At 63.9% G+C, this 26115-nt stretch carries 26 protein-coding genes; 6 read left to right on the top strand and 20 right to left on the bottom strand.

Annotated features, from left to right (window positions below; all coding sequences use genetic code 11):
• Window positions 1–6: 6 nt before the first annotated feature.
• The 4 genes from GNH96_RS00975 to GNH96_RS00960 form a co-directional block, all read right to left on the bottom strand.
• Window positions 7–585 carry a HupE/UreJ family protein gene (locus tag GNH96_RS00975; RefSeq protein ID WP_169601456.1) on the bottom strand — a complete coding sequence of 193 codons (579 nt, stop codon included), beginning with the start codon at window positions 583–585 and terminating at the stop codon, window positions 7–9.
• Between the two features lie 25 nt (window positions 586–610).
• Entirely contained in the window at window positions 611–2404 is a 1794-nt protein-coding gene (locus GNH96_RS00970) for a nickel-dependent hydrogenase large subunit (protein WP_169601454.1), read from the bottom strand.
• A 15-nt stretch (window positions 2405–2419) separates the two neighbouring features.
• The gene (locus GNH96_RS00965; RefSeq protein ID WP_169601453.1) at window positions 2420–3508 is read right to left on the bottom strand and encodes a hydrogenase small subunit; all 1089 of its coding nucleotides are present in this window, start codon (window positions 3506–3508) and stop codon (window positions 2420–2422) included.
• A 187-nt stretch (window positions 3509–3695) separates the two neighbouring features.
• Window positions 3696–4295 carry a DUF502 domain-containing protein gene (locus GNH96_RS00960; protein WP_169601451.1) on the bottom strand — a complete coding sequence of 200 codons (600 nt, stop codon included), beginning with the start codon at window positions 4293–4295 and terminating at the stop codon, window positions 3696–3698.
• 251 nt (window positions 4296–4546) lie between these two features.
• Between GNH96_RS00960 and GNH96_RS00955 the strand changes: the two genes are divergently transcribed.
• Together GNH96_RS00955 and GNH96_RS00950 are read left to right on the top strand one after the other, a co-directional pair.
• The gene (locus GNH96_RS00955; RefSeq protein ID WP_169601449.1) at window positions 4547–5194 is read left to right on the top strand and encodes an ABC transporter ATP-binding protein; all 648 of its coding nucleotides are present in this window, start codon (window positions 4547–4549) and stop codon (window positions 5192–5194) included.
• Complete coding sequence (locus GNH96_RS00950) at window positions 5194–5985, top strand: ABC transporter permease (protein ID WP_169604531.1); 792 nt, start codon at window positions 5194–5196, stop codon at window positions 5983–5985. Before GNH96_RS00955 ends, GNH96_RS00950 begins: the two co-directional genes overlap by 1 nt.
• 39 nt (window positions 5986–6024) lie before the next feature.
• Here the strand turns inward: GNH96_RS00950 and GNH96_RS00945 are convergent, their stop codons facing one another.
• The 5 genes from GNH96_RS00945 to GNH96_RS00925 all read right to left on the bottom strand — a co-directional run bounded on the left by GNH96_RS00945 (window position 6025) and on the right by GNH96_RS00925 (window position 10806).
• Window positions 6025–7152: a DesA family fatty acid desaturase gene (locus GNH96_RS00945; protein WP_267313384.1), complete on the bottom strand. Its 1128-nt coding sequence runs from the start codon at window positions 7150–7152 to the stop codon at window positions 6025–6027.
• 253 nt (window positions 7153–7405) lie between these two features.
• Window positions 7406–7927 carry an ABC-type transport auxiliary lipoprotein family protein gene (locus tag GNH96_RS00940; protein ID WP_169601445.1) on the bottom strand — a complete coding sequence of 174 codons (522 nt, stop codon included), beginning with the start codon at window positions 7925–7927 and terminating at the stop codon, window positions 7406–7408.
• Entirely contained in the window at window positions 7924–8838 is a 915-nt protein-coding gene (locus tag GNH96_RS00935; protein WP_169601443.1) for an MlaD family protein, read from the bottom strand. The genes GNH96_RS00940 and GNH96_RS00935 overlap by 4 nt, the downstream gene beginning before the upstream one ends.
• Before the next feature lies 1 nt (window position 8839).
• The gene (locus GNH96_RS00930; RefSeq protein WP_169601441.1) at window positions 8840–9610 is read right to left on the bottom strand and encodes an ABC transporter ATP-binding protein; all 771 of its coding nucleotides are present in this window, start codon (window positions 9608–9610) and stop codon (window positions 8840–8842) included.
• Window positions 9607–10806, bottom strand: coding sequence for an MlaE family ABC transporter permease (locus GNH96_RS00925; RefSeq protein ID WP_169601439.1), 1200 nt, complete (start codon window positions 10804–10806; stop codon window positions 9607–9609). The genes GNH96_RS00930 and GNH96_RS00925 overlap by 4 nt, the downstream gene beginning before the upstream one ends.
• Window positions 10807–10835: 29 nt before the next feature.
• On the opposite strand from GNH96_RS00925, the gene GNH96_RS00920 reads away from it, so the two are divergent.
• Window positions 10836–10991 carry a hypothetical protein gene (locus tag GNH96_RS00920; RefSeq protein WP_169601437.1) on the top strand — a complete coding sequence of 52 codons (156 nt, stop codon included), beginning with the start codon at window positions 10836–10838 and terminating at the stop codon, window positions 10989–10991.
• A 380-nt stretch (window positions 10992–11371) separates the two neighbouring features.
• On the opposite strand, the gene GNH96_RS00915 is transcribed toward GNH96_RS00920, so the two are convergent.
• The 6 genes from GNH96_RS00915 to GNH96_RS00890 form a co-directional block, all read right to left on the bottom strand.
• On the bottom strand, window positions 11372–12994 hold the full coding sequence (locus tag GNH96_RS00915) for an efflux transporter outer membrane subunit (RefSeq protein ID WP_188114785.1): 1623 nt from the start codon (window positions 12992–12994) through the stop codon (window positions 11372–11374).
• Complete coding sequence (locus GNH96_RS00910; RefSeq protein ID WP_169601435.1) at window positions 12994–14220, bottom strand: efflux RND transporter periplasmic adaptor subunit; 1227 nt, start codon at window positions 14218–14220, stop codon at window positions 12994–12996. Before GNH96_RS00910 ends, GNH96_RS00915 begins: the two co-directional genes overlap by 1 nt.
• On the bottom strand, window positions 14220–17447 hold the full coding sequence (locus GNH96_RS00905) for an efflux RND transporter permease subunit (RefSeq protein WP_169601433.1): 3228 nt from the start codon (window positions 17445–17447) through the stop codon (window positions 14220–14222). Before GNH96_RS00905 ends, GNH96_RS00910 begins: the two co-directional genes overlap by 1 nt.
• Entirely contained in the window at window positions 17444–17647 is a 204-nt protein-coding gene (locus GNH96_RS00900) for a hypothetical protein (RefSeq protein ID WP_169601431.1), read from the bottom strand. The genes GNH96_RS00905 and GNH96_RS00900 overlap by 4 nt, the downstream gene beginning before the upstream one ends.
• Before the next feature lie 659 nt (window positions 17648–18306).
• Window positions 18307–18483, bottom strand: a complete 177-nt coding sequence (locus GNH96_RS00895; protein ID WP_169601429.1) for a hypothetical protein — start codon at window positions 18481–18483, stop codon at window positions 18307–18309.
• Window positions 18484–18538: 55 nt separating this feature from the next.
• Complete coding sequence (locus GNH96_RS00890; protein ID WP_169601427.1) at window positions 18539–19303, bottom strand: elongation factor-1 alpha; 765 nt, start codon at window positions 19301–19303, stop codon at window positions 18539–18541.
• Between the two features lie 230 nt (window positions 19304–19533).
• Between GNH96_RS00890 and GNH96_RS00885 the strand changes: the two genes are divergently transcribed.
• A complete protein-coding gene (locus GNH96_RS00885) occupies window positions 19534–19794 on the top strand; it encodes a hypothetical protein (protein WP_169601425.1) in 261 nt (86 codons plus the stop codon).
• A 7-nt stretch (window positions 19795–19801) separates the two neighbouring features.
• On the opposite strand, the gene GNH96_RS00880 is transcribed toward GNH96_RS00885, so the two are convergent.
• Genes GNH96_RS00880 through GNH96_RS00860 form a run of 5 tightly spaced genes read right to left on the bottom strand, consistent with a single transcriptional unit; the run spans window position 19802 to window position 24238 of the window.
• Window positions 19802–19996: a YbdD/YjiX family protein gene (locus GNH96_RS00880; RefSeq protein ID WP_169601423.1), complete on the bottom strand. Its 195-nt coding sequence runs from the start codon at window positions 19994–19996 to the stop codon at window positions 19802–19804.
• Complete coding sequence (locus tag GNH96_RS00875) at window positions 19993–21396, bottom strand: FAD-binding oxidoreductase (protein WP_169601421.1); 1404 nt, start codon at window positions 21394–21396, stop codon at window positions 19993–19995. Before GNH96_RS00875 ends, GNH96_RS00880 begins: the two co-directional genes overlap by 4 nt.
• A 17-nt stretch (window positions 21397–21413) precedes the next feature.
• A complete protein-coding gene (locus GNH96_RS00870) occupies window positions 21414–22001 on the bottom strand; it encodes a phosphoheptose isomerase (RefSeq protein WP_169601419.1) in 588 nt (195 codons plus the stop codon).
• Complete coding sequence (locus GNH96_RS00865) at window positions 21998–22360, bottom strand: YraN family protein (RefSeq protein WP_169601417.1); 363 nt, start codon at window positions 22358–22360, stop codon at window positions 21998–22000. The genes GNH96_RS00870 and GNH96_RS00865 overlap by 4 nt, the downstream gene beginning before the upstream one ends.
• Window positions 22361–24238, bottom strand: coding sequence for a penicillin-binding protein activator (locus GNH96_RS00860; protein WP_169601415.1), 1878 nt, complete (start codon window positions 24236–24238; stop codon window positions 22361–22363).
• A 27-nt stretch (window positions 24239–24265) separates the two neighbouring features.
• On the opposite strand from GNH96_RS00860, the gene rsmI reads away from it, so the two are divergent.
• Window positions 24266–25141: a 16S rRNA (cytidine(1402)-2'-O)-methyltransferase gene (gene rsmI, locus GNH96_RS00855; RefSeq protein WP_169601413.1), complete on the top strand. Its 876-nt coding sequence runs from the start codon at window positions 24266–24268 to the stop codon at window positions 25139–25141.
• Between the two features lie 23 nt (window positions 25142–25164).
• Window positions 25165–26109 (top strand): polysaccharide deacetylase family protein, encoded by a 945-nt coding sequence (locus GNH96_RS00850; RefSeq protein ID WP_169601411.1) that lies wholly within the window; start codon window positions 25165–25167, stop codon window positions 26107–26109.
• Window positions 26110–26115: the final 6 nt, after the last annotated feature.

The following is a 26115-nucleotide window of genomic DNA, read 5'->3' as shown; positions in this document are numbered from 1 at the left end:
CGGCCCTCACAAGGCTTGCGTCAGCAGCGCCAGGCCCATGGCGCCCATCGCCACGCCGCAGCCGCGGTACCAGAGCGGTTGCGCCAGCAGCCGCCGCCCCAGCATGACGCCGCCCAAGTGAAGCAGCCCGGTCGCGGTGAGGAAGCCGGAGGCATAAGCCCAAGGCTCGATACCTGCGCCGATCTCGGCGCCGTGCGCATGCCCATGGAACAGCGCGAACAGGCCGACGAGGCCGACGGCGGTGAATTGGGATACGCGGACTTGGCCGGTCACCAGCAGTCCCAACAGGACGACCGAGGCGGCGATGCCGGTTTCGGTGTAAGCCAGCGTAAGGCCGGCGGCGCCCAGCCATCCGCCCAGCCCCATGACCGCCATGAACGCCAAGGGTAGCAGCCACACCCGCCGCGGCGCGACGGCCACCGCCCACAGCCCCACGGCGATCATGGCGAGCAGGTGGTCGGCGCCCAAGAAGGGATGGGTGAAACCGGACAGGAAGCCCGCGACGGGGTGAACGCCGGTATGCGCGAGCGCGACGGGGCTCAGCGCCAATAGACTTGTCGTTCCGAACCAACGAACAGGATGCATGATGGTCTCCTTATTTGTTGAACGCTCAGCGCACCTTGAGCCGCGTGACTTCCCGCCCGTCCTTGTCCATGACATGGGTCGAGCAGGCCAGGCAGGGATCGAAGCTGTGCAGGGTGCGCAGGATTTCCAGCGGCTGGTCCGGGTTTTCCACCTTGGTGTTCATCAGAGCGGCCTCGAACGCGCCGATGTTGCCCTTGGGGTCGCGCGGCGAACCGTTCCAGGTGGTGGGCACGATGCACTGGTAGTTGTCGATCTTGCCGTCCTTGATCCTGATCCAGTGCCCCAGCGCGCCGCGCGGTGCCTCCGTGGTGCCCGCGCCCATGGCTTCCTTGGGCCAGGTGGCCGGTTCCCACCGAGCCGTGTTGGCGGTCGCCAGATCGCCTGCCTTGATGTTGCTGACCAGCTTGTCCTGGAAGTGCCTCATCAGACGCGCGCAATACTGGGCTTCCAGACCGCGGGCGGCGGTGCGTCCCAGGGTGGAGAACAGCGCGGTCAGCGGCAGGCCGAGATCGGTGAGCAGCTTGTCGACCGGCTCCTTGATTTCCGGGATGCCCTTGGCATAGCCGACGATGTAGCGGGCCAGCGGGCCGACTTCCATGGCGTGGCCGCGCCAACGCGGCGCCTTGATCCAGGAATACTTGGCGCTCTCGTCCAGGTTCTCGATGTTGGTGCGGGTGCCCTTGGTGTTGCGTCCGAGCGCGAAATTCGGCTGGGTGACGCCGTCGAAGGGATGCAGTCCGCGGTCCTCGTCGTCATACTTGTACCAGGAATGGGTGACGAACTCCTGTATCTGCTCCGGGTCCTTCAGATCGACCTCGTGCACTTCCTTCAGGTTGCCGTTGATGATGGCGCCGTGCGGCAGCAACAGGTTGTTCACCGAGCGGTCGTTGGCCTTTTCCGGAATGTCGCCGTAGGACAGCACGTTGGTGGCCGACAGGCCGCCGCCGTACAGCCAGTCCTTGTAGAAGCTGGCGATCGCCTGCAGGTCGGGCAGATAGACCTGCTCGATGAACTCGATGGTCTGGTCGATGATGGAGGACACCAGGTTGAGCCGCTCCATGTTGACCGCGCCCACCGCGCCGACGCCGTCGACGTTGATGGCGCAAGGCACGCCGCCGACCAGCCAGTTCGGATGCGGGTTCTTGCCGCCGTAGACCGTGTGGATCTTGACGATTTCCTTCTGGAAATCCAGCGCTTCCAGGTAATGCGCCACCGCCATCAGGTTGGCTTCCGGCGGCAAACGGTAGGCCGGATTGCCCCAGTAACCGTTGCCGAACGGCCCGAGCTGGCCGCTCTCGACGAACTTCTTCAGCCGGCTGGCGATGTCGTGGAAATAGCCCGGCGACGACTTGGCCCAGGGTGAAATGCTCTGTGCCAGCTCGGACGTGGCTTTCGGATCGGCCTTGAGCGCGCTGACCACGTCGACCCAGTCCAGCGCGTGCAGATGGTAGAAATGCACCAGATGGTCGTGGGCCTGCAGGGTGAGCTGCATGATGTTGCGGATGGCGTTGGCGTTCTCCGGGATGCTGATCCCCAGCGCGTCCTCCACCGCCCGCACCGAGGTCAGGGCGTGGGTGCCGGTGCAGACGCCGCAGATCCTTTCGGTGAAGGCCCAGGCGTCGCGCGGATCGCGGCCCTTCAGGATGACTTCCAGCCCGCGCCACATGGTGCCGCTGGAGACCGCGTTGCTGATGATGCCGTGTTCGTCCACATTCACTTCGCAGCGCATGTGGCCCTCGATGCGGGTGACCGGATCGACCACGATCCGCTTGCCGGCGTCGTTGAGGGTGAAACCGTTGGGTGTTTGAGTGACGGTCATGACGTTCCCCGATCCTTATTCTTGCGTTTCTTTCTCGTGGTCTTTCTTCTTGGCGATCGAGACGGCGGCATGCGCCGCGATGCCCGCGCCCACGGCGCCGGCGGCAACCAGCCCGACCTCGTCGGCATTGGCCTCGACGCCGAACACCTTGAGTTCGGTGACGCGGTCGTAGAAGGAGCCCTTGTCCCAGAAGTTCTCCTCGGAGCAGCCGATGCAGCCGTGGCCGGACTGGATCGGGAAGGACACCCCGTTGTTCCAGCGTACCGTCGAGCAGGCGTTGTAGGTGGTCGGCCCTTTGCAGCCGACCTTGTACAAACAGTAGCCCTTGCGCGCGGCCTCGTCGTCCCAGTGTTCGACGAACTGGCCGGCGTCGAAGTGGGGGCGGCGGTAGCATTTATCGTGGATGCGCTGGCCGTAGAACATCTTGGGCCGGCCCTGGGCATCGAGTTCGGGAATCTTGTCGAAGGCCAGCATGTAGGTCACAACGCCGGTCATGACCTCGGCGATGGGCGGACAGCCGGGCACCTTGATGATGGGCTTGTCGGTGATGACCTTATGGATCGGCGTGGCCTGGGTCGGATTGGGGCGGGCCGCCTGCACGCAGCCGTTGGAGGCGCAGGACCCCCAGGCGATGATGGCGGCGGCGTCCTTGGCGGCATGGCGCAGCCGCTCGATGAAGGGTTTGCCGCCGACGATGCAGAACATGCCGTCCTCGTTCAGCGGCGGGTTGCCCTCCACCGCGAGGATGTAGCGGCCCTTGTACTTCTGCATGGTGTCTTCCAGCATGGCTTCGGCCTGGAAGCCGGCCGCGGCCATGAGGGTGTCGTCGTAGTCCAGCGAGAGCATCGACAACACCACGTCCTTGGCCAGCGGGTGGGCCGAACGGATGAAGGACTCGGAACAGCAGGTGCATTCCAGGCCATGCAGCCACAGCACCGGGGTGCGCGGCTTGGTCTCCATGGCGTGGGCGATGGTGCCGATGAATTCCGGCCCCAGTGCGAGGGCCGATGCGGTCAAGCCGCAGAACTTGAGAAAACTGCGCCGGGTCACCCCTTGGCGGCGCATCACATCGTAGAACGTTTCCGGGCGTGCGGTCGTAGCCATGCTTCCTCCTCGAAGCCGTTTCGGCCTTTGGATCCGACGCGCCAGCCCTGCCGCGGCTCACTCGCCGGCCTTATTGTTGTCGATGACGGTTAAACCTTACTAGAAACATGGGAAATGCTTTCTACGGGTTTTGGGGCGCGATGTCAATCGTCCAGGCGCGGAAAAAGACGAACGAGCGGGTCGGGATTTATTTGGGGCTCGTCTTGAGTTCCGCCGCCTCGCCCGGCTTGGGCATGTCCACCCCCAGGCTGATCACGAAGCTGGAGGCTTCCTCGATCGTCATGTGGGAGCGCCTGATCCTCGATTCGTGCAGGATCACGGTGAAGCCGGAGGTGGGATTGGGCGAGGTCGGGACATAGACGACGTACTGGTCGCCGACCCGGTTGGTGACGAAGGCGGGAACCCAGAGTCCGTCCTTGGGGTATTCGATGTACACCACTTCCCGCAGCTTGGTCGATCCGTCGCCGCGGAAGATGTTCACCAGCTTCTGCGTCACCCGGTAAAGGGTGCCCAGTAGCGGGATGCGGACGACCAGATTTTCCACGAAATAGAGCAGATGGGCCTTGCCGTGCTTGAGCAGGTAGCCGAAATAAGTGAGGAAAAGCACGGCCGCGGTGAACATCACGCCGGGGATGAGGAGGTTCTGGTATCCGCCGAAGAAATTCACCACGAAGTTTCTCAGCAGGTTTTCCACGTAGATCACGACCTGCAGGACGATGACGATGGGCAACACGCCCAGTACGCCGATCAGAAAGTAGTTGAAAAACTGCTGCAACGAATGCTTCATGGGCGGGTCTCCAGGGGGCGATGGCGACAGAGGATACCAGCGGTTCGCTGGTGGCCGCGAGGATTCTTCCGAGAGGTCTATCCGCTCATCCGCGTATTGCCCGGTGCGACCGGCGGGAAGGCTATAATCCGGCGCGACCGCCGCCTGTTCCCGCGATCTGCGGGCGGCCGGCGGTCGCCTTGCGACGTCGAAAATGGGAGCGCCGATGGTACGTGAACAACGCCGAGGGGCCGGCTAAGAGAGGTGGGCCGGTGACCATCTTAGTCCGGTTCGACCGCGTCTCGGTCGCCGCCGGAGGGCGTACGATCCTCCGCAACCTGAGTTTCGACATCCGCGAAGGCGACAAGGCGGTGTTTCGGGGTCAATCCGGCTCGGGCAAGAGCACGGTGCTCAAGACGCTGCTGGGGGTGTATCCGGTGACCGCAGGCTGCGTCTATTTCTCCGGCAAGCCCCTGGATCGAGACGCGGTTACCGCGATTCGCGCCTGCGCCGCTTATATCGGCCAGGAGCCGGTGCTGGGCGCGGACACGGTGCGGGATGCGCTGCTGCTGCCCTTCGGCTTCAGGGCTCATCGGGGCAAGATGCCTTCCGCCGACGCGCTGGCTGAAACCCTGGCGCGGCTTGGCCTTGCGCCGTCCATCCTGGACCAGGATTGCGTTCGTGTCTCCGGCGGAGAAAAGCAGCGGATCGCCATCGCCCGCGCCCAACTCCTGGGCAAGCGGCTCTATCTGCTGGACGAGGTGACTTCCGCCCTGGACGAGGAGAGCAAGCGGGCAGTGCTGGACTTCTTCGGCGACCCGGCCCTCACCGTGCTGTCGGTGGCGCACGATCCGGCCTGGATCGCCCGTTGCGACACGGTGTTCGAACTGGAGGAGGGCCATTTGGCCGGAGCGGCATGATGGATACGGTCGACATATCCCCTACGGGCATGGCGCTGCTCTATGGCATCGCCATCCTGCCCTGGCTGCTGCTGCGGACCGGCGGGCTGCGGCTGTCGTGCGACCTGTGGCTGAGCATCTTCCGGATGAGCCTGCAACTGGCGCTGGTCGGGCTCTATCTCAAGTACCTGTTCGCGATCAACGACCCCGTGCTCAACCTTGCCTGGATCGCGGTCATGCTGATCGTGGCCGATTTCACCATCGTGCGGCGGGCGGGGCTGCGGAGCCGGCATTTCTTTCTGTCGACCCTGGCGGCGATCACGGTCGGAACGCTGTTCTCCGTGGCCTACCTGCTGCTCTTGGTGATCCGGCCGGAACCGCTTTACGATGCGCGCTATCTGGTGCCGCTGACCGGCATGATCCTGGGCAACTGCCTGCAGGGCAACGTGATCGGCCTGGAACGGTTCTATTCTGCGATCCGGAAGAACGAGAACGAATACCTCACCTACCTTCTGCTGGGCGCGACTCGCCGCGAAGCGGTGCGGCCGTATTTCCGCGAGGCGCTCAAGGCCTCGGTCAGCCCGACCCTGGCCAGCATGGCGACCCTCGGGCTGGTGTCCCTGCCCGGCATGATGACCGGCCAGATCCTCGGCGGCAGCGAACCCTGGGTGGCGGTGAAATACCAGATCGCCATCATGCTCTGCATCTTCGCCAGCATGAGCCTGGCCGCCGTGCTCAACCTCGCGCTCAGCCTGCGCTTCGCCTTCAACGAGTTCGACGTGCTGCGGGAGGTGATTTTCAGGCACCGGTGAAGGGGGCGGGCGCCCCTCACTCTTTCTCGCGGACGGTGGTTAATGGGCGGGCTGCAGCCGGTAACCGCTCAGGGTGTCGGCGAAGTGCTGCAACCAGGGGAGGTCGCTTTGTTTCGCCTGGAGGCACCAGACGCGCAAGCGTTCCAGGCGCTCCTCGTGGCTCGCGAGCGAGTCGGTCCATACCGCCTTGAGCTGTTGCTTGAACTGGTAGATCGTCGCCAAGGCTTGGCTGTTGTCCAGCATCTGACTGAAATTTTGCCAGGCGGCGGGGTCCACCTGGATGTATTCGCGCAGCAGCAACGGACGCATCCGCCGGAGTCGTCGACGATCGGCTCTCGGCGATTTCGCCTGCTCCCACCGCATGACCGGCGCGATGACGCGGCGACCGTACAGGCTCAGGATGTGCGCGCGGTTGCGCAGCACGGCTTTGACGGTGTCCATGTCGACGGACAACGCTTTCGCATGGATGGTGGTCTTGGGAGGCGTATTTCTGATCTTGGCCAGTTTCAAGAGGGCCATCAGCCGGATATACAGCCAGCCGAGATCGATTTCCCATCCCTGGTTCGAAAACCTCGCCGAGGCGGGATAGGCATGGTGGTTGTTGTGCAGCTCCTCGCCGCCGATGATGATGCCGATGGGCCACAGATTGGTGGACGCATCGGGGGTTTCGAAATTGCGGTAGCCCAAGTAATGGCCGAGACCGTTGACGACGCCGGCCGCCCAGAACGGAATCCACAGCATCTGCACCGCCCACACTGCCACGCCCGCGGCGCCGAACAGGAGCAGGTTCAAGGCCAGCATCAGCGCTATTCCCAGGTCGGGAAAGCGGCTGTACAGCTTGCGTTCCAGCCAGTCGTCGGGCGTACCGTTGCCGAACTGGGCCAGGGTCGCGGCGTTTCTCGCTTCCTTGCGATACAGCATCCAACCCCGCAGCAGGACGGTAAATATGCCGAGGACTTGGGGGCTATGCGGGTCTGCCGGGGTTTCGCAGCGCGCGTGATGCTTGCGATGGATGGAAACCCATTCCTTGGTCACGGTCGCCGTCGTCAGCCAGAGCCAGAAACGAAAGAAATGGCTGGCTATGGGATGCAGGGACAGCGCCCGGTGGGCTTGGTGACGGTGCAGGAAGATGGTGACGCTGACGATGGTGACATGTGTCAAAGCCAAGGTCGCGAACAACAATGGCCAAAAGGAAAGATGCGTTAAACCATGTGACATAGGGGAACTGGACCTGTGCGGATCGGTTGCGCTTCCGGACGAAGATACGCCGGCAGGGCGGGGTGGATGGGAGGTACGTTTGCTGCGGCATCCCGGACGCTTCGCGCCGAACGGGGGAAGACGGGGGTCGTATTCAATCAGACAGGAAGCGGCGGGAAACGTTCCCCTCTCCCCAAGAGAGAGAAGGGCCATACGCCCCGCATCAGTTTGACGGCTGCCATGTCCGGAGCTGGGTGACGGCGCGGTCGATCGCCTGCGCGAAGGCTTGTACGGCCCCGGCGGCATCGGGGCTGGCTGTGGGCTGGTCGAGCTGGAAGGTCTTGTCGGCGGTCGGCGTTTCGGCGCGGAAGCGGATCGTGACATGAGAGCTGCCGGGGCGGTCGAACACCTGTTCGAAACTCTGGAGTTCGATGCGGAGGCGGTAGCCGCTGCCGTTGCGTTCAGCCTTCAGCCGCTGCTCCAGCAGCGCCGGCGGCGGGGCGATCCAGCGGTCAAGGGCATAGGCGCGCAGTTCGGTGGGATTGGCGTAGAGGAGGCGGTACTGCAAGCGGTCGGTCTGCAGCCAGTCCGGGGCGTCGACTTCGACCGCCGACCAAGGCGCCGGCGCGGCGGCGGCGGCGATGCCGAAGTCGTGCAGCGCGGCCGGGGGCGGGCGTTCCGGCAACAGGCTGCAGGCGGGCAGGGCGAGCGACAGCATCAGTATCCAGGAAAGGCATCGCGTCATTTCGGCTCCTGAAATCCCGGTTCCCCCGGACCTGGGATGCCCGGCCGCGGTCCCAGCAGCAGGGCTTGCGGATCGGCTTCCAGCGTTTTCGAAAGCCTGCGCAGATTGGCCGCCGTGCGGGCGGCGTCGTCCATCAGCCGGTTCCATTCCGGCAGGCGGTCGCGGACGAGGGTATCGCCCGCGGTTGCTCCGAGCTCCACGACCTTCTTTGCGCTGTTGCTCAACTCCCTGATCTGGCGGGAGGTTTCGCGGACGTCGCGGGCCATGGCGGAATGGTCCGCCAGCGCCTGTTGCAATCTATCGTCCAAGGCCGGAATGCGCTCGATCGCCTCTCCCATGCGCTGCTCCAGGCGGACCAGCTCCGCCGCCGCGGTGTCCAGGCTTTCCAGGGTATGCGCGATGCGGTTGCGGTTGCCGTCGTCGAGGAAGGCGTTCAGGCGGCTGGTGAGTTGCGCGACCTGGGTGAGGATGTCGGTCCCCGAGCCCGCCAGTTTGTCCAGCAACGAGGGGTGCAGCGGGATGTTCGAGGGGTTCCGCGGATGGGTGTGCAGGGGGCGCGGATCGCTGCCGTCGTCGCTGAGGTCGATCTGGGCCAGCCCGGTGAGCGGCTGCACCCGCAGGGTGGCATAGGTGCCGCGGGTGATGGGCAGGCCCTTGTCGACCTCGATCCGGACCAGGATGGTGCGGGGATCATCGGGCGCGAAGCTGATCGAGGTGACCTTGCCGGCCCGGACGCCGCGGAAGATGACCAGCGACTCCGGGTTGAGGCCGGAGACGGCGCCCTGGGTGGAGACGATGTAGACATCGCGTTCCGCACCATAATCGCCCAGGAACAGGGCGATGCCGATGAGGGCACCGCCGAGGATCACGACGAACAGGCCGGTCAGCAGGGCATAGGTTTCCTTGACCATTTCAATCGTGCCTTCCGAGGATTCTCTGGGCGCGTTTGCCGTGGAAGAAGTCGCGGGCGAAAGGATGCGTGCAGGCGATCGCATCGTCCAGTGTGCCGTAGGATACCAGTTGCTGCCCGGCGAGGACCGCCACGCAGGTGCACAGGTCGCTGAGCGTATCGAGGTCGTGGGTGACCATGACCACGGTGAAGCCCAGCTCCCGGTGCAGCTGCCCCAACAGGGTGACGAATTCTTCGCCCAGCACCGGATCGAGGCCGGAGGTGGGTTCGTCCAGGAAGACCACTTCGGGCTCCATGATCAAGGCCCGGGCCAGGGCGGCGCGTTTGACCATGCCGCCGGACAGTTCCGCCGGCATCAGCAGGGCATCGGCCGCCCCCAGGCCGACCATGGCGAGCTTCATGCAGACCAGATGGGCGATGAGTTCCTCGTCCAGCGCCTTGAGTTCGCGCAGCGGGAAGGCGATGTTGTCGAACACGTTCAGCGCGCTGAACAGGGCGCCACCCTGGAACAGCACGCCGCAGCGGTTGCGGAGCTGCTGCCTGCGGCGGGCGTCGGCTTCCGCCAGCGACTCGCCGAGCAGCCAAACCTGCCCTTGGGTGGGTGTCTGCAGGCCGATCATTTCGCGCATCAGCACCGTTTTGCCGCAGCCGGAGGCGCCGACCAGCCCCAGGATCTGCCCGCGCGCAAGACTCAAGCTGATGTCGCGATGGACCAGATTGTCGCCGAAGGCCGTCCAGACGTGCTCCATGCGTATGACTTCGCCGTCCGTCATCGTATGCCCACACCTCGGAACAGGATGGCGAACACGGCGTCGATCAGGATCACCAGGGTGATGGAAACCACGACCGAATTCGTGGTCTCATTGCCGAGGCTTTCGGTATTGGGCTCGATGCGCAGTCCGTAATGGCAGGCGATCAGTGCGACGAACAGGCCGAACACGGCGGCCTTGCCCAGGCCGATGGCGAAGTTGGTGACGGGAACCGCGGCTGGCAGTTTCTGGAAGAACTGGTGGTAGCCGATTTCCAGCTCGAGGTGGGCCGAAACGGCGCCGCCCGCCAGGGCGACCACGTCGGTCCACACCACCAGGAGCGGCAAGGCCACCACCAGCGCGATGACCTTGGGCAGGATCAGCCGCAGCGACTGCGAAATGCCCATGGCCGCGAGGGCGTCCAGTTCCTGGGTCACTCGCATCACGCCGATCCGTGCAGTCATCGACGAGCCGGAGCGGCCCGCTACCAGGATGGCGGCCAGCAGCGGGCCGAGTTCGCGGATGATGCTCATTCCCAGGATGTTGACGATGTAGACCTGTGCGCCGAAGGTTCGCAGTTGCAAGGAGGACAGATAGCTGACCACCACCCCTATCAGAAAGCCCACCAGGGCCGTGATCCCTAAGGCGCGGCCGCCGGTTTCGTGGATCGTGGACGAAATCTCCCGCCAGGGAATTTCACCCGGATGGCGGGCGAGATGAAGCAGGTCCAGGATCAACTGGCCGAGCAGCGCGAGGATCGCCAGCAGGTGGTCACCCAGGCCGGCCAGCGCGGCGATGATCCGTCGGCGCATCGGCACGGGAGGCCGCTGGCCGTCCCGCATCGACGGAATCCCGCCGGCCTGCCAGCGGCGGAATGCGGATTGCTGCTCGGGGCGCAGCAGCACCCGCTCGGGCAGCCGCTCGCCCCAGGCCTGCCACAGGACGAAGGCGCCGGCGCTGTCGAGCAGGGTCACCTCGCGCAAATCCCATTCCAGGTCGCGTTCCCGCGCCGTATTCCGCAGCCGCTCCCGCAGGTCCGGCGCGCCCGCCATCAGGCCGCGCAGGTTCCAATGGCCGCGGACGGCAGCCCTGCCGCGCGCCACGGCGAATTCGGGAGGGGCAAGCATTTGGGACGCGGAGTCGGTCATGTTTACTTTACGGGGACGGAACGGGCGGGGACGCTTTTTCGGTCGTCGATATTGGACGATCATGGAGCGCATCGATCAACAGGACAGCCGAGGCTCAAATCATGAACGCATCCCGCTGGAATTGCATCTTCGTACTGCTGCTGCTCACCCTCCTGGGCGTGGGGCCGATGCCCATCACCAGTCTCGTGGGCATCTACGTCGTGATCGCCCGCCCGCGCTGGTTCCGGGAACTGGTGCGGCGGGTTTATGACGAGTGAGGCCCGAGGGAGAATCTTGCCGGCCCGGTGAGCCGGGACCTTGGCGTGGACGCCCACGCGGGACAGCGCCCTGCCCGCGAAAGGCACATGCACGCTGTCGCGCGCGATGCCGTGCTTGAAAATGCCAGGGTCCTTGGGGAGATCGCCCTGTGCCAGGGGCCTCATGACGCAGCGCGGGCAGGGATCGGTGATTTTCAGCCTGACGCTCTCGCCGATCCGACCGTTTTCGACGAAACCCTTGGCGTCCGCCGTGTCGATCACGATGTTCGGCCGGCACCTGGGTGCGCCGCTGGGTTTTCCCCGCCGGGCGGAAATCGTTCATTTCTCGCCTTATCGCTTTCCTCGGGTGTTTTCCGCCGGGATAGGGAAAACCCCGTTGCTCATGGCTGAACAAGCGGCTTGGTCAGGTCGTTATTCAGCCTGTTATTGTCCGCCGGAACGTCGATTCCACCCGCAGGCGCCGGTTTACCGGCATTGCCATATTCTTCGAACACGCCGAAGGGCTGAATCTGATCGTCGGCGGGCAATTGCTTGCGGTTCCAGCCGCCGCCGAGCGCGCGTACGAGCGCAACCAAGCTTTTCAGCCGTTCGGTCTTGAGCACCACGGCGTCGATGCGCGCCGTCAGCGTGTTGATCTGCGCGTAGATGAGATCAAGACTGGTGATCAGGCCGCCCAGATAAAGCTCCATGGTCAGGTTTTGCGTTTGCAGCGCGGCCTTGACGGCTTCGTCCTGCCGATCGGCCGCTAAGGTCAGCCGATTGGTCAGGCTCAAACCGTTTTCGACTTCGCGAAAGGCGTTGAGCACGGTCGAACGGTACTTGTCTTCGGTTTCGCGATAGGCCGACCAGGACTGCTGCAATTGAGCGCGGCGTAGACCGCCCTGAAACAGCGGCATGGAAACGGAAGCGCCGTAGGACCAGTAGCTGTTGGCAAGCGCGATCAGGTTCATGCTGCCGTTTTCATAGCCGCCACTGGCCTTGAACACCACATTCGGGAAAAAAGCGGCGCGAGCGATGCCGATGGCGCGGTTCGCCTGCGCCATCTGGCGCTCCATCTGGGCGATGTCGGGCCGGCGTTCGAGCAGGGAGGCAGGAATATTCTGCGGAACCGTAAAATTCGGCGATGGCAGCTCGTCAACGGGCGCGATACTGAAAGCGGCCGGCGCCATGTTGACGAGGATGGCGATGGCATGTTCGGCTACCTGACGTTTGCCCTGAATATCGAGCTCTTTCGCCTCGGTGCTGTGCAGCAGGTATTCGGCACGGGCGACGTCGAGTTGCGGCACGATCGCGCCTTTGAACTGGGCATCGACGATTTCCAGCGACTTTTTATAGTAGGCGATCGACTGGGTATAGACCGAATCCTGTGCATCGTAGCCGCGCAGCGTGAAATAGTCCGCCGCGATTTCCGCCTGCAGGCTCAGGCGCGCGAGCCCGTATTCGGCGGCGCGCTGTTCTGCCTGGTAAATCTCCGCCCGCACCCGGTTGCGGATCGCCGACCAGAAGTCGGGCTCCCAGGTTGCGAGTCCCCCGCTGGAGTAGTCCGACTGCTCGATCGGAGCGTTGGGCGCGCGAAACAGCGTATTGACGGACTGCCGATTGTCCGAAGCGCCGAATTCCACACCGAGTTGCGGGATCAGGCGCGAGCGCACCTTCATCATCATGTCGCGCGCCTGGACGAAGCGCTCGGCGGCGGCCTGCAGATCGGGATTGGCCGCCATGGCCTGTTCTTCGAGCCGGTTCAGGATCGGATCGTTAAAAAGCTTCCACCAATCCGGGCGCAACTCGCCATCCGACGGCTTGGCTTCGACAAAGGGGCTCGACCCATGCCAGGCATCGGGGACGACGAATGGGGTGGGCTCATAGTTGGGCGCCAGATCGATGGCCGGGCCATCGATACACGCCGACAAATTGAGCGCCAGCAGTAATAACAGGCCGCTACGCCGCATGCGTGTGCGAAGAATACGTGACATTTCCGGGGTCGTCCGCAGGCGCTTGCCCATTATTCGGCGGGAGCGGGGATTGTTGAGGCGGGTTGCTTGGCCGCAGGAGGCGTTTCCTGGCTGGAAAGATCATAGCCCGGCGCGGGCGTGACGACGCGCACCTTGTCGCCTTCGAGCAAGGCGGCGCTGGGGTTGTTCACGATACGCTCGTCGCGGGAAACGCCTTCGGTGAATTCGACCGTTCCGTCGAGAATTTTGCTCACCTGGATCGGCTTGAAGTGAACGCGATCGTCATCCGACACCACGGCGACTTGGGTGTTGGCTTCCTGAAATACCAGGGCGCTGGCGGGAATGCTCAGAATATGGGTATCAACCGGCACCGTGAGACTGACCGTGGCGTACGATCCTGGCCATAATGCGCCATCTTCATTGTCGATCGTGAATTCGGTAATGATGGTGCGGGTATTCGGGTCGATGCCATTGGCGGCGGTCAGGAAGTTGGCGGTGAAATGACGGTTGGTGAATTGCGGCACGGTGACGTCCGCGGTAAGGCCGGGTTTAAGTATTTCCGCAAAGGTGCTCGGCACGGAAATGAAGAGGCGCATCTTATGGATATCGGCCACGGAAAACAGATTGCTGACCGTATTGCCGTTGGCGCTGCTGATATAGCCGTCCTTATTGATATAATCGCCGACGTTGATATTGCGTTGCGTCACCACGCCGTCATAGGGTGCGACGATGGTTTTGAAGCGCATCTTCGCCAGAAAATTATTGACGTTGTTCTCCGCGGCCTTGACCAGTGCCGCTTCGGATCGCTCATTGGCTTCCTGGACCGAAATCGACTGCTCCGACACTGCATGCGATTCGCGCAGGGCCAGCCAGCGCTTCAGGGACACCAGGGCGAGATTGTATTTGGCGCGCTGCGAGTCCAGATCCGCCTTGGCCTGAGAAAATTCGGCATCGAGCGTCGGCTGGCTGATTTCTGCGAGCACCTCCCCCTGCTTCACGCGCGCGCCGTAATCCTTGTACCACATCTTCACATAGCCCGGGATCTGGGCATAGATCGGCGCCTGATACCAGGCGTCGATATTGCCGGGAAGCGAAATGGTCGCGGTCGGCGCAACCGGTCGGGCATGAGTCACGGCAACGGTCGGCACGGCCTCCCTGAGCGTCTCCTCGCGCAGGGCATCGGCGGCGCGCTTGCGCTCATAGAACTGATAGCCGACATATGCGATGCAAAGCAGGATCGCTAGGGCAACACGCGGTTCGCGCAGAATCTTGGGCATCAGCTTTTCTCCTTTCGGCTGGCGGTTCGCTTGCTGTAAATCATGGCGTAAACGCAGGGCACGAACAGCAGGGTCGCAAAGGTGGCGAGCATCAATCCGCCCATGACGGCGCGGCCCAGCGGCGCGTTCTGGGAGTTGCTCAGCGACATCGGCAGCATGCCGATGACCATGGCCGAGGCGGTCATCAGCACCGGCCGGATGCGCGCGTAGCCCGCCTCGACGGCTGCTTTGAGGGCATCGCCATGCACTTCGAGCCGTTCGCGGGCGTAGGAAACGACCAGGATCGAATTGGCGGTTGCCGTACCCATCGACATGATGGCGCCCGTCAGCGCCGGCACCGAAATATTGGTATGGGTGATGAACAGCGACCAGGCGATGCCCGCCAAGGCGCCGGGCAGGGCGGTAATGATGATGAAGGGATCGAGCCAGGACTGGAAGTTGATGACGAGCAGCAAATAGATCAGCACGATCGCGGCAAGGAGGCCACCCAGCAGCTCAATGTACGCACGGGCCATGGTTTCGGCCTGTCCCTTGATGTCGACCTTCGTGCCGCGGGGCAGCTCGTTCTCCATAGACTTGACGACTCTCTCGACATCGGCCAGCACGCCACCGAGGTCGCGCCCCTCGGCCGATACGTAGATATCGAACACCGGCATGATGTCCATATGCGTGACCACCCCCGGCGTACCGGTCACGGAAAGCGAGGCGACGTTTCCGAGCAACTGCATGTCCTTTCCCGTCGGATTCATGTCGCCCTTGTCGACCGGAATGGTCAAGAGATCATTGATGCTCGCGAGCTGCGGCTGCGGCAGATAGACATTGACCTGGTAGGACAGGCCGGTTTTGTGATCGAGCCAGAACACCTGATCGACCTGCTGGCTGCCGGACGTCGACATCAGCAGATTGTCGGTGATGTCTTTCAAGGTCAGGTCGATGCCCAGCCCGAGGCTGCGATTGCCGTTCACGTTGAGCGTCGGCGTGCGCATGGTCTGCTGGATCGTCACGTCGCTGCTGCCGCTGATCTTGCGTAACTTGCTCGCCAGCTTGCGGGCGTACTCGTAGTTGGCTTCCATCTCCGTGCCGTTGACGCGGACGTCGATCGGCGAGGGCGAACCGAAGTTGAGAATCTTCGCGGTCAGATCGGCCGGCTGGAAAGTGAATTCGGTTCCCGGATAGCGCTCCCGTAAACCCTTGCGGAGGATGCGCCGGAAGTCCCATACCGGCGACGCCTCATTCTTCAGGCTGATCGTCAGATCGCAATCCTGCGAGCCGATGGTCGGGGTGGGAATGAAGGCCAGGTTATGCGGACCGACCGGCAGGCCGCAATTGCTGACGACGCCCTCGACCTGGCCAGGCAGCAGCTTCGCGATGTCGTTCGAAACCAGGGTGGCGATACGTCCGGCCACCTCGATGCGCGTGCCGAGCGGTGCCCGCAGGTGCATCTGGATGGTTCCCGACTTGATTTCGGGGAAGAAGTCGCGTCCATTGAAGTAATACAGGACGAGAGAGCCGACCGCGAATGTCAGAAACATTCCAATGAAGGCGCCGCGATGGGCGATCGCCTGTTCGAGCAGCGCCTTGTAGTTTTCGCGGAAATGATCGAAACCGCGCTCGAATCCCTTCTGGAAACGCCCCAGGAAGCCAGGCGGTTTCGCCGCATGATGAGCGGACCCCGGCGCCGGGCCGTGGACGCTGCCGCCGCCGGCCAATGCCGGTTCTGGCTGGCCTAGCGGTGCGTTGTGATCCACCAGTATGTATTTCGCCATGGTCGGCACCAGCGTGCGCGACAGGATGAAGGAGGCGAGCATGGCGAAGATCACCGCCTCGGCCATCGGCGCGAACAGATAGCCTGACACGCCGCTCAGCTCGAACAACGGGAACCAGACGGTGACGATGCAAAGGGTGGCCACCAGGGTCGGGACGACGATCTGATTGGCGGCGTCGACGATGGCGGTTTCGAGCGGCTTACCCATTTCCAGATGCGTGTCGATGTTCTCGATCATCACGGTCGCGTCGTCGACCAGAATGCCGACCGCCAGCGCCAATCCGCCCAGGGTCATGATATTGATCGACTCATCCATCAGGTGCAGACAGATGATCGAGGTCAGGATGGCGAGCGGGATGGAGGTGGCGATGATGACCGTCGGCCGCCACGAACCGAGAAACAGCAGCACGACCAGACCGGTGAGCAGGGCGGCGGTTCCCATTTCATGCAGAACGTCCTTGATCGAATCCTTCACGAAGATCGAGGCGTCGTTCAGCAGCTTGATATGCACACCCTCGGGCACGATCTGCTCGATGCGCGGAATCATCTTTTTGATTCCGTCGACCACTTCCAGGGTCGACGCATTGCCGCTCTTCATCACCACGACCATCACCGCCTGCTTGCCCTCGACCAGTACCGCGTTGATTTGCGGCGGGCCGGCGATCTGTACGTCGGCGACGTCGCGCAGATAGATCGTGGCGTTGGTCGCGTCGACCCGCTTGATCGGAATGTTGTTGAAATCCTCGACCTGCATCGGCGTGGCATTGGTCTGCACCATCCAATCGGTCTGCTTGATCTTCATGTCGCCCGCCGGCAGCACGATGCTCTGATCGCCGAAGGCGTTGTGGACGTCGGTCGCGGTGATGTTGTGGGCGAGCAGTTTCTGCTTGTCGAGCGAGACCAGCAACTGCTGGGGCTTGCCTCCATAGGGCTGCGGCAGGATCGCTCCCGGTATCGTCACCAGCAGCGTCCGGATGCGTGCATAGGCGAGATTGTAGAGTTCCGACGGCGACAGCGTATCGGAAGTCACCTGCAGCATGGCTACCGGCACCGAAGACGCTTCCAGGCGCATGATCAGTGGCGGCGAAATATCCGGCGGCAACTGTTTGACCACCGTCTGCGAAATCGCGGTGATCTCGGCTTCGGCGCCGGCGAGATTGGTATCGGGCTGAAGGTAGATATTGATGATGCTGATGCCGTAGTAGGAATTGCTTTCGATACGCGCAATACCCTCCACCGTCGAAGTCAAAGCGCGTTCGTAATAATACGTAATACGCCCGGAGACATCCTGCGGCAGCAGCCCTGCATAGGCCCAGACCACGGAGACGACGGGGATCTTGATGGGCGGAAAGACGTCGGTCGCCGATTTGAGTACCGACATGATCCCGAACAATACGATCAGGATTGACAGAACGACAAAGGTATAAGGCCTGCGCAGGGCAATGAGAACGATCTGGTTCATGCGGGAGGACTGCTGAAAACGGTTTGTTTTTCTTTCAGTTGGGCGCAGTTTTCAAAAAAGGCGTCTTCCGGTTGCCAAGAAATATATCGTAACGACTCGGTGATGACCCCGTTGTTTTCAGTCGGGCGATTGAGGCGGAGCAGCTTATTGGCTGCGTCAGTGACTAGCCCGGCATCCCTTCGGCGGATCGTCTCGTGCATGGGTAGGGGCTGAGCTTGGCGGCATCGGCGCGATGCGGGCTGACGTGCCGCTTGGGAGCGAGGCAATGACCAACGGCGGCGGCGTCATCGGACGCAACCTGCCGAAAACGGCGAAAGTTGAGGTTCATGAGTGATTCTTGCGGCTAGAGGGTCCGGAGTCCGTGTCGTGTCCTTGTATCGTCTGAAACGGCAAGCGCAACGTGCGTATCGCAGGGACTGCCGCCGCCTGTAGATGGGCCGAAAGCCGCAGAACGGGGCCATCGTATCGTGCCACAACGTCGATCGGTGTGCCAGGGAGGTTTGCGCATGCGTAGCGTGATGGGCAGGGGGCGTGAATTTTCTGCGTCGCTCGGATTTCCGGCCATGAACGAATCGGTCGCCGGGCCAGCGGATACCGCGCCCGCTGCCTGGTCGGGCATCGCATGAGCCATTCGCCGGACACATTGCACAGCCTCATCGGAGGGTAATAAAGGGGGCGAAACCGGGCCTGAGTGGGGCACGGATTTTCCTGCCGTGATCAACAACCCATACCAGCACACGATTCCCGACGAAATATTCGACGAGATCACGCGCTTCGCATCGATCGCCAATGCGGATGAGATGCAGCCCGGCTAGCAACCGGTGCCGGGGCCACCGGTAACCCTGGAAGGCGGGATCGATCACTCCCGCTGGCGTTTTTTCCTTTCGATGGCCTCGGCCAAGCGCGAGATTTCGGGAAGCACCGACCGTATCAGCTCGGCACCGGACAGCGGCTCCCACCCGTGGCGTTTTTCGGGTACCTCCGGCATCCGGTGCAGCGCTTCGCTGTAGCCCGCTCTGATGATGATGCCATCCACGGATTGGGCGGGAACGGCTTGGCCGCCCGGGCGGCACGGGCGCTGTCTTCTTCGGTCACGGCTGCTCGCCGTCCGCCGGCTGCTCGCAAGTCCAATACGTCAGCCAGTGCTTGCGCGGCAGCCACATCTGCGCCAGCGCGGTGACGATCATCGCCGTCGAGGCCAGACTGTAGCCGATGCCGCCGACCATCGTCAGCCAGGCGAAGATGGAGAAGAACTTGGTCAGCCACCAAGACAGCACGTCGACGATGAGGAAGGCGAAGGGCGTTGCGATGAGGATCAGTTTCCATTTCCGCGGGAATTCGGCCAGGCCGAAGATCCAGCCCACGAACATGAAAATGAACGCGATGCCGAACAGGTGGATGTGCGACACGCGGGTCAGCGAGGTGATGGAGGCGCCCTGGTCGATTTCGGCGACTTTCTGCACGTTCTCCGGCTTGGTGAAGTCCGGCAGGCCGGCATCGGCGTTGTGACAGCTCACGCAATACTGGTCGAGCCGCGGCTTGATCTTGGACGACCACTCGGTCATCGGCGCGCCGTCTTCGGCCCATTTGATCAGTTCGAAACGCACGTCGTCCGGCGCCATGGGTTTCATCTGGCCTTTGAGCATGGTTTCGAGCTTGGAGCCGGTCCGGTTGCCGTAATAGCTGTAGATGATGTCGTTGATGGAGAGGCCCGGTTTGCCATCGGCCTTGCCGTGGGTCAGCATGATCTGCTCCCCGGCCATCAGCAGGCCGATGCCGATGACCAGGAGGAAGCCGGTGAAAAGGATCTTGTAGGCCTCGGGAAGGCGTTCGAGCGTGGTGTGTTGATGGATCATCGCTGTTGTCCTGAATGAAGATAAAAAACTGCGCCCATTAGATATGGGGACCATGCGCCCGCGCAACCGGCCACCGACGGCATGATACGAAATGCACCGTTGCCTTGCGCGGCCGGCGTGGGGTTTGGTGCGGCATACTGGCGGTATTCTGCAATAAGCTGCTATGTTGTCCCCGGCCCGGCACCCCTTCGAAGTGATGTCGGAAGCTTGACTGGACAGGAGTACACACGATGAATCTGAAAGAAGAGATGGAAAAATTCCGCGACGGATTGATACAGCAGCGCGACGAGATCGTCGTGCAACTGGATCTGGCGCGCATGAATATCCGCGACGAGTGGGAAAAGGCTGAGGAGCAGCTCGAGGAGCTGAAAGCGAGAATAGCCGGGGCGGCGGATGAGGCCAAGGAGGCGTCGGAGGACGTGTGGGCCGGCGTACAGATGCTCGGCGAGGAGATCAAGAACGCTTACGAGCGTATCCGGAACAAGCTTTGAGCCGGCCTCAGCAGCAGCGCCGGAAACCGTTCCAGCGGCGCTGCTGCTCGGCCCGATAAAATGCCTTGCGGCTTAGCGGCAGGCCTGCGTCCGCGTGATGTTCGCGCCAGTGCTCCAGGTAGCGTTCGTAGGCATCGTCTCCGGTGACGGTCCGAACCGTCCGCCAAAAGGATGCGAGCCTGGCGCCCAGCTTCGTCGTCATGCCGGAGGCGGTGCCTCTTCCGCCGGAAACGACTTGCCGGGATTGAGGATGCCGCACGGATCGAACTGGCGCTTGATGGCATGCATCAGCGCCAGCGAGGTCCGGTCCAGTTCCTTGCCGACGTAGTCCCGCTTCTCGATCCCGACGCCGTGCTCGCCCGACAGGGTGCCGCGCAGTTCGAGCACCAGGGCGAACATCTCGTGCAGGCAGGCATGGGCGCGCTCGTTCTCGTCCGCCCGGTCCGGGTCGAACAGGAGATTGACGTGGATGTTGCCGTTGCCGGCATGGCCGAAGTTGACGATGGGAATGGCGTGCTTTTGCGATAATTCATCGAGGCCGGCGATCAGGGCCGGCAGTTCGGTCACCGGCACCACCACGTCCTCGTTGAGCTTCTTCGGCGCGACCTTGCGCAGCGAGGGCGAGAGCGCCTTGCGGATGCTCCACAGGGCTTCGACCTCGGTGGCGGTGCGGGCCGCGCGGAACTCCACCAGCCCGTCCAGGGAAGCGGCGGCGCGCAGGGATTCCACGCCGGCGTCCAGGCTCTCGGGCGAGCCGTCCAGCTCGATCATCAAGAGGGCGGCGGCGTCTTCCGGCAGGTCGACGGCGGCGTAGCGCCGCACCAGGGCGATGGCGTTGCCGTCGATGAACTCCAAGGCGCAGGGAATCACCGGCTGCGCCATGATCCGGGCGATGGCGCGGGCGGCGGAAGCCACGTCCGCATAGATCGCCCGCAGGGTGCGCTTGGCCGAAGGCAATGGGGTGAGTTTGAGGGTGGCTTCGGTGATGATGGCCAGCGTGCCCTCGGAGCCGATGATGAGCCGTGTCAGGTCGTAGCCTACCACGCCCTTGGTGGTGTAGACCCCGCAGCGCAGCTCCTCGCCGGCACCGGTCACGGCCCGGAGCCCCAGGGTGTTCTCCCTCGGCGTGCCGTATTTCACGGCGCGTGGACCGGCCGAGTTGTAGGCGAGATTGCCGCCGATGCTGCAGAACTCGGCGCTGGTGGGATCGGGCGGCCAGAAGAAGCCGTGCGGCTTCACCGCGTCCTGCAGCGCCTGGTTGGTGACGCCGGGCTCGACCACGGCGAAGCGGTTGTCGGGCGAGATCTCGATGATCCGGGTCATGCGTTCCAGCGAAGCGACCACGCCGCCTGCGATGGGCACCGTGGCGCCGGTGGTGCCGGTGCCGCGGCCACGGGCGGTGAGCGGGACGCGGTGGCGATTGCATAATCGGACCAGGGTCACGACATCCTCGTGCGAGCGGGGAAACACCACGGCATCGGGCAGCGCTTGGCGCTTGCTGTTGTCATAGCCGTAGGCCCAGCACTGGGCCGGATCGGTATGGCGGCTGCCGGCCGGGAACAGCTTCTCCAGTTCGCGGAGGAATCCTTCGGGCGCGGTCATCGTCTAGCTCCTCTCCGCTATTCGCCGAACAATTGATGGTCCACCAGATCGCACAGGCAATGGGTGATCAGCAGATGGATCTCCTGGATGCGGGCGGTGCTGGGTGCGGTGACGCGGATTTCCACGTCGGTCTCGCGCAGCAGCGGTGCCAGGGTACCGCCGTCGCGGCCATTCAGGGCGATGATGCTCATGTCGCGGTCATGGGCCGCCACCGCGGCCGAGAGCACGCTGGGCGAGATGCCGCTGGTGCTGTAGATGAGGAGGATATCGCCGGCGTGCCCAAGCGCCCGCACCTGCTTGGCGAAAACCTCGTCGAAGTGGTAGTCGTTGGCGATGGAGGTGAGGGTCGAGGTATCCGTGGTCAGGGCCAGGGCCGGCAGGCCCGGCCGCTCCCGTTCGAAACGGTTGAGCATTTCCGAGGAGAAATGCTGGGCCTGGGCGGCCGAGCCGCCGTTGCCGCAGCACAGGATCTTGCCATCGGACAGCAGGCAGTTGGCCAGCCGTGCCGCGGCGACCTCGATCAGCTCCCCGAGCATGGTCAGGGCTTCCTGGGTGGCTTCGACATGCGCGCTGAAATGGCGCTCGATACGTTCGTGTGGGCTCATGGCGCCTCGATTGCGTTCCTGATCCATTCCGCTTCCGGACCGGCGGTGCCGGGGGAAACCGCCACCACGTCCAGCCGGACTGCGCCTCTGACACGGCGTTCGACCATGTAATGCTGCGCCGCGGACAGCAGGCGCCGGCATTTGTGGCGGTCCACGCTTTCCAGCGCGCCGCCGTAGCGGCTGCTGCTGCGGTAGCGGACTTCGACGAAGACCACGGTGCCGCTTTCGGCCATGACCAGATCGATTTCGCCCGAGCGGCAGCGGTAGTTCCGCTCGATCAGGCGCAGGCCGCGCGCCGTGAGATATTCCGCCGCCCAGCTCTCGGCCTGGGGCCCGGTCAGCGCGATGGATCGACTCATTTACCGCGACGGCGCCGGCCCGATCAGGCGCGGCGTGTTGCCCTCGAACTGCGCGCAGCTCAGTTGGCGGCGGATGCGGTTGCCTTCGCCCGCCGTGAGTATACCGGTCGCGCCCTCGAAGCGCCCGCCCGAGCGCAACTCGTCGAGCCGGCCTGCGAGGCGATAGGCGTCGATCCCCATGGCGATCAGCTTGCGATAGTCCGGCGGTGTCTGTGCCACCTTGGCCTCGAGGGCGCGCTCGGACAATGCGTCGCCGGCGGTTTCATCCAGCAGCCAGGGGATGTCGCAGAACACCACGCCGTCCAGCTCGCGGCCCAGGCCCGGGTCGGGTTGTCCCGAATAGAGCGAGGACATCGCGTAAACGGGCAGGTTCACGCCCAGTGATTGGAGATAGGGCTTGATGACGCGCCCGTCGTGCTCGTCGGCCGCGAGGAAAATGAAGTCCGCGACGTTTTCGTAAGGCACCGGCGTCGCCGCTGCGCCTTGTCCCACCAGCAGGGCGACGTCTTCCAGGACCGTCGAGTAATCGTTGCTCCCCGCCACATAGGTTTTCGCCGCCGCGATGCGTCCGCCGGTGCGGCGCCAATAGTCGCTGAAGTGGTTCGCCACCCGTTGGCCGTAAGCCGACGAGGGGGCGATCAGCAGGGCCGTGCGGTGATTGTCCAGCCGGGCGCTCGCCGCGACCTGCTCGACCTCCTGCTCGGGGGTAAGGCCGAACTGGAACAATTGGGCGGCACTGACGCCGGGATTTTCGTTCAGCGCCAGGACCGGCGTCGGCAGCTCGCCGCTGGTGGCGAGGGCGGCGACATCGTCCTTCAGCAACGGGCCGATGACCTGGGTTGCGCCTTCGGCCAGGGCCTTCCGGTACAGGCCCGGTACGTCCCCGGCCTGGGTGTCGTAGAAGCGCAGGGCCGGCTTGTTCTGGGCGATGTCCGCGTCATGGGCGGCGTCGATGCCGGTCCGGATCGCTTCGGCCGGCGCGGCATAGGCCCCGGAGAGCGGCAGCAGGACCGCGACGATGGGCGCCGACCGGCTGCCGCCGGGCTCGGCCAGAGGCGTGATCTGAACGGCGGTTTGGGTTTCCGCGGCCGGTGCGGCCGTGCTCGCCGGTTCGGCTGCCGCCAGATCGCTGCGCCGGGCCAGGGAGTCGGCGAAAGCGCCGTGGGCCGGATGGTTGGGATAGCGTGCATTCCAGTCCGCGATGGCCTTGGCGCGCTGATCCGGCGTGGTTTGGCGGACCAGCCGGGCCAGCGCCACCCAGCCTTCGAACACCCCGGTCGCGGCCTCGGACTGTTGGTTGAGCACCGCATCGGGAACCCGGCTGAGGGCGTCGAAGATCGCTTCGTTGTTCTTCTGCACGGCGTCCGGCGAACTCAGCAGGGGACCGGCGGCGATGCGCTCCCGGGCGCTTTCCACCATGTTCCCCATCTGGTTGTAGGCCGAGGCGCGCAGCGTGTGATAATGCCCCTTCTGGGCCAGGGTCATCTGTGAGTAATCGAGGCCGTCCAGCTTGGACATCGCCTCCCGGGCGCGCCCGGCGTTGAGGTCGATGCGGGCATTGAGCAAGCCGTAAAGAATGTGGTCGTCCTCGTCCAACCGCCGCGGGTCGACCGATCCCAGCAGCCGCCGCGAGGCCGTCGAATCGCCCGCACGCAAGTAGGCGTCGGCGGCGCGCAGGCGGAAGTAGTCCGGCACGTTCGAAATGCCGCCCGCCTTCTCGTAAAGCTGGCCGGCACCGGAGAAATCGCCCGCCCGCAGCCGGGTTTGCGCCTCCGCCGACAGTCTGGCGGCCGGATCGTTCGCCGCGGGCTTCAGGCTGGCGCAGCCGGCCAGCGCGGCGGTTATCGCCAGGGCGGCGACTCGAGTGACTATGCGCATGTCGAACCCTTTGATTCCATTTGGAAAATGCAGGCGTCTGAGCGGATGAACGGAGTACTATACCTAGTTGCCACACCCATCGGCAATCTGGGCGACATCAGCCTTCGGGCCGTGGAAATCCTCAAGTCGGTCGACCTGATCGCCGCGGAGGACACCCGGCACAGCCGGCCTTTGCTGGATCGCTACGGCATCGACCGGCCGCTGTTCGCCCTGCACGAGCACAATGAGCAGCAGGCATCCGATCGCCTGATCGACAGGCTCAAAGCCGGCCAGTGCATCGCGCTGATCAGCGACGCCGGTACGCCGCTGATCAACGATCCGGGTTTCCCGCTGGTGAGCCGCGCCCGTGCGGCCGGCATCATCGTAACACCGGTACCCGGCGCCTGTGCCCTCGTCACCGCTTTGTCCGCCTCGGGCTTGTCCGCGGCGCGCTTCGTTTTCGAGGGTTTTGCGCCGCGCACCGGCGCCGCCAGGCGGCGCTGGTTCGAATCGCTGGTCGCCGAAGAGCGCACCCTGGTGTTCTACGAAGCCAGCCACCGTATCCGCGATTGCATCGCCGACATCGCAACGGTTTTTCCCGAGGACCGCGGGGTCGTGGTGGCGCGCGAGCTGACCAAGCTGCACGAGAACTTCGTGTGCGCCCCTGCCGCGGACATGCCTGCGCTCATGGACCGGGCGCCGGAAAACAGCAAAGGCGAATTCGTGGTGATGATCGAGGGCGCCAAGCCCGAACCGGCCCAAACCGGGCTATCGCCGGAGGCCTTGCGGGTCTTGAAACTGTTGCTGGAAGAATGCTCGCTCAAGAGCGCTGCCGGGCTTGCGGCCAGGATCACCGGCGCGCGCCGGGAGGACCTGTACCGGGCAGCTTTGGAACTCAAGCACGCCGAAGGCGATCGGGTCTGAAACCCTCAGAGACGGAGAACCGCATGCTCAAACGAATCGTAGCCCAAGGTCTGGCCTTGACCGGCGTGAACGCCCTTGCGCGGCGGCATCACCGCGGCGGCGTCACCGTTTTGATGTACCACGGCGTCATGGAGGACGGTTTCGATTCGGCGGAAGGCGACTGGCTTCAGGTTCGGGCCTCCGAATTCAGGAGCCAGATGCAACACCTTGGCCAGTATTACCGCGTCGTTCCCTTGGAACGGGCCTGGGAGGGGGACGATGATGGCCGGCCCAGGGTTGCTCTGACCTTCGACGACGGTTATGCCAACAACTTCCGCGTCGCCTTCCCCATCCTGCGGGAGTTCGGGTTTTCCGCCACCGTTTTTCTGGTCACCGGGGCGATCGGCACCCGGCGCCCGTTCTGGTTCGACCGTTTGCAGATGGCGTTGCGCGGAAGGGTGGCGCCCCCCGAACTCAAGCGCATCAAGGAGAACCTCAAGGCCGGCACGCACCCCCACGACATCGACGATGCCGTGGACACCCTGCTGCGAGGGCATCCCGACGCCGGCGCGATTTCGGAGGACGCGGTCGAAGCTTACCGGCCCTTGAACCGGGAGGAAATCGCCGAGATGGCGGCGAGCGGTCTGGTCCGCTTCGGCTCCCACACCCATCGCCACGAGATTCTCCCCCGCCTGAACCAGGCCGAGGCGGAGCGGACTCTGCTGCAGTCGCAGGAAATCCTCAATACCTTGCCTGGCAACGGAGGCTATTTCTGTTTTCCGAACGGCGGATGGACGCCGGAGCACATCACGCTCTGCCGGAGGCTGGGTTTCGAAGGTGCCGTCCTCACCCGTCCCGGTGTCTGGAAGAACCGCGCCGATCCGTTCACCATCCCCCGGTTCGGGATAGGGCGGGGGGCGGACGCGGCCACCTTCGCGGCGACCGTTTCCGGCGTCCTGCCCAAGATTCAGCAAGCGCTGGGCCGCTGAACCGGC

The organism is Methylococcus geothermalis (assembly GCF_012769535.1).
Taxonomy (GTDB): Bacteria; Pseudomonadota; Gammaproteobacteria; order Methylococcales; family Methylococcaceae; genus Methylococcus; species Methylococcus geothermalis.
Note: the sequence above shows the minus strand (reverse complement) of the source record. Positions and strands in the feature narration are given on the sequence as shown.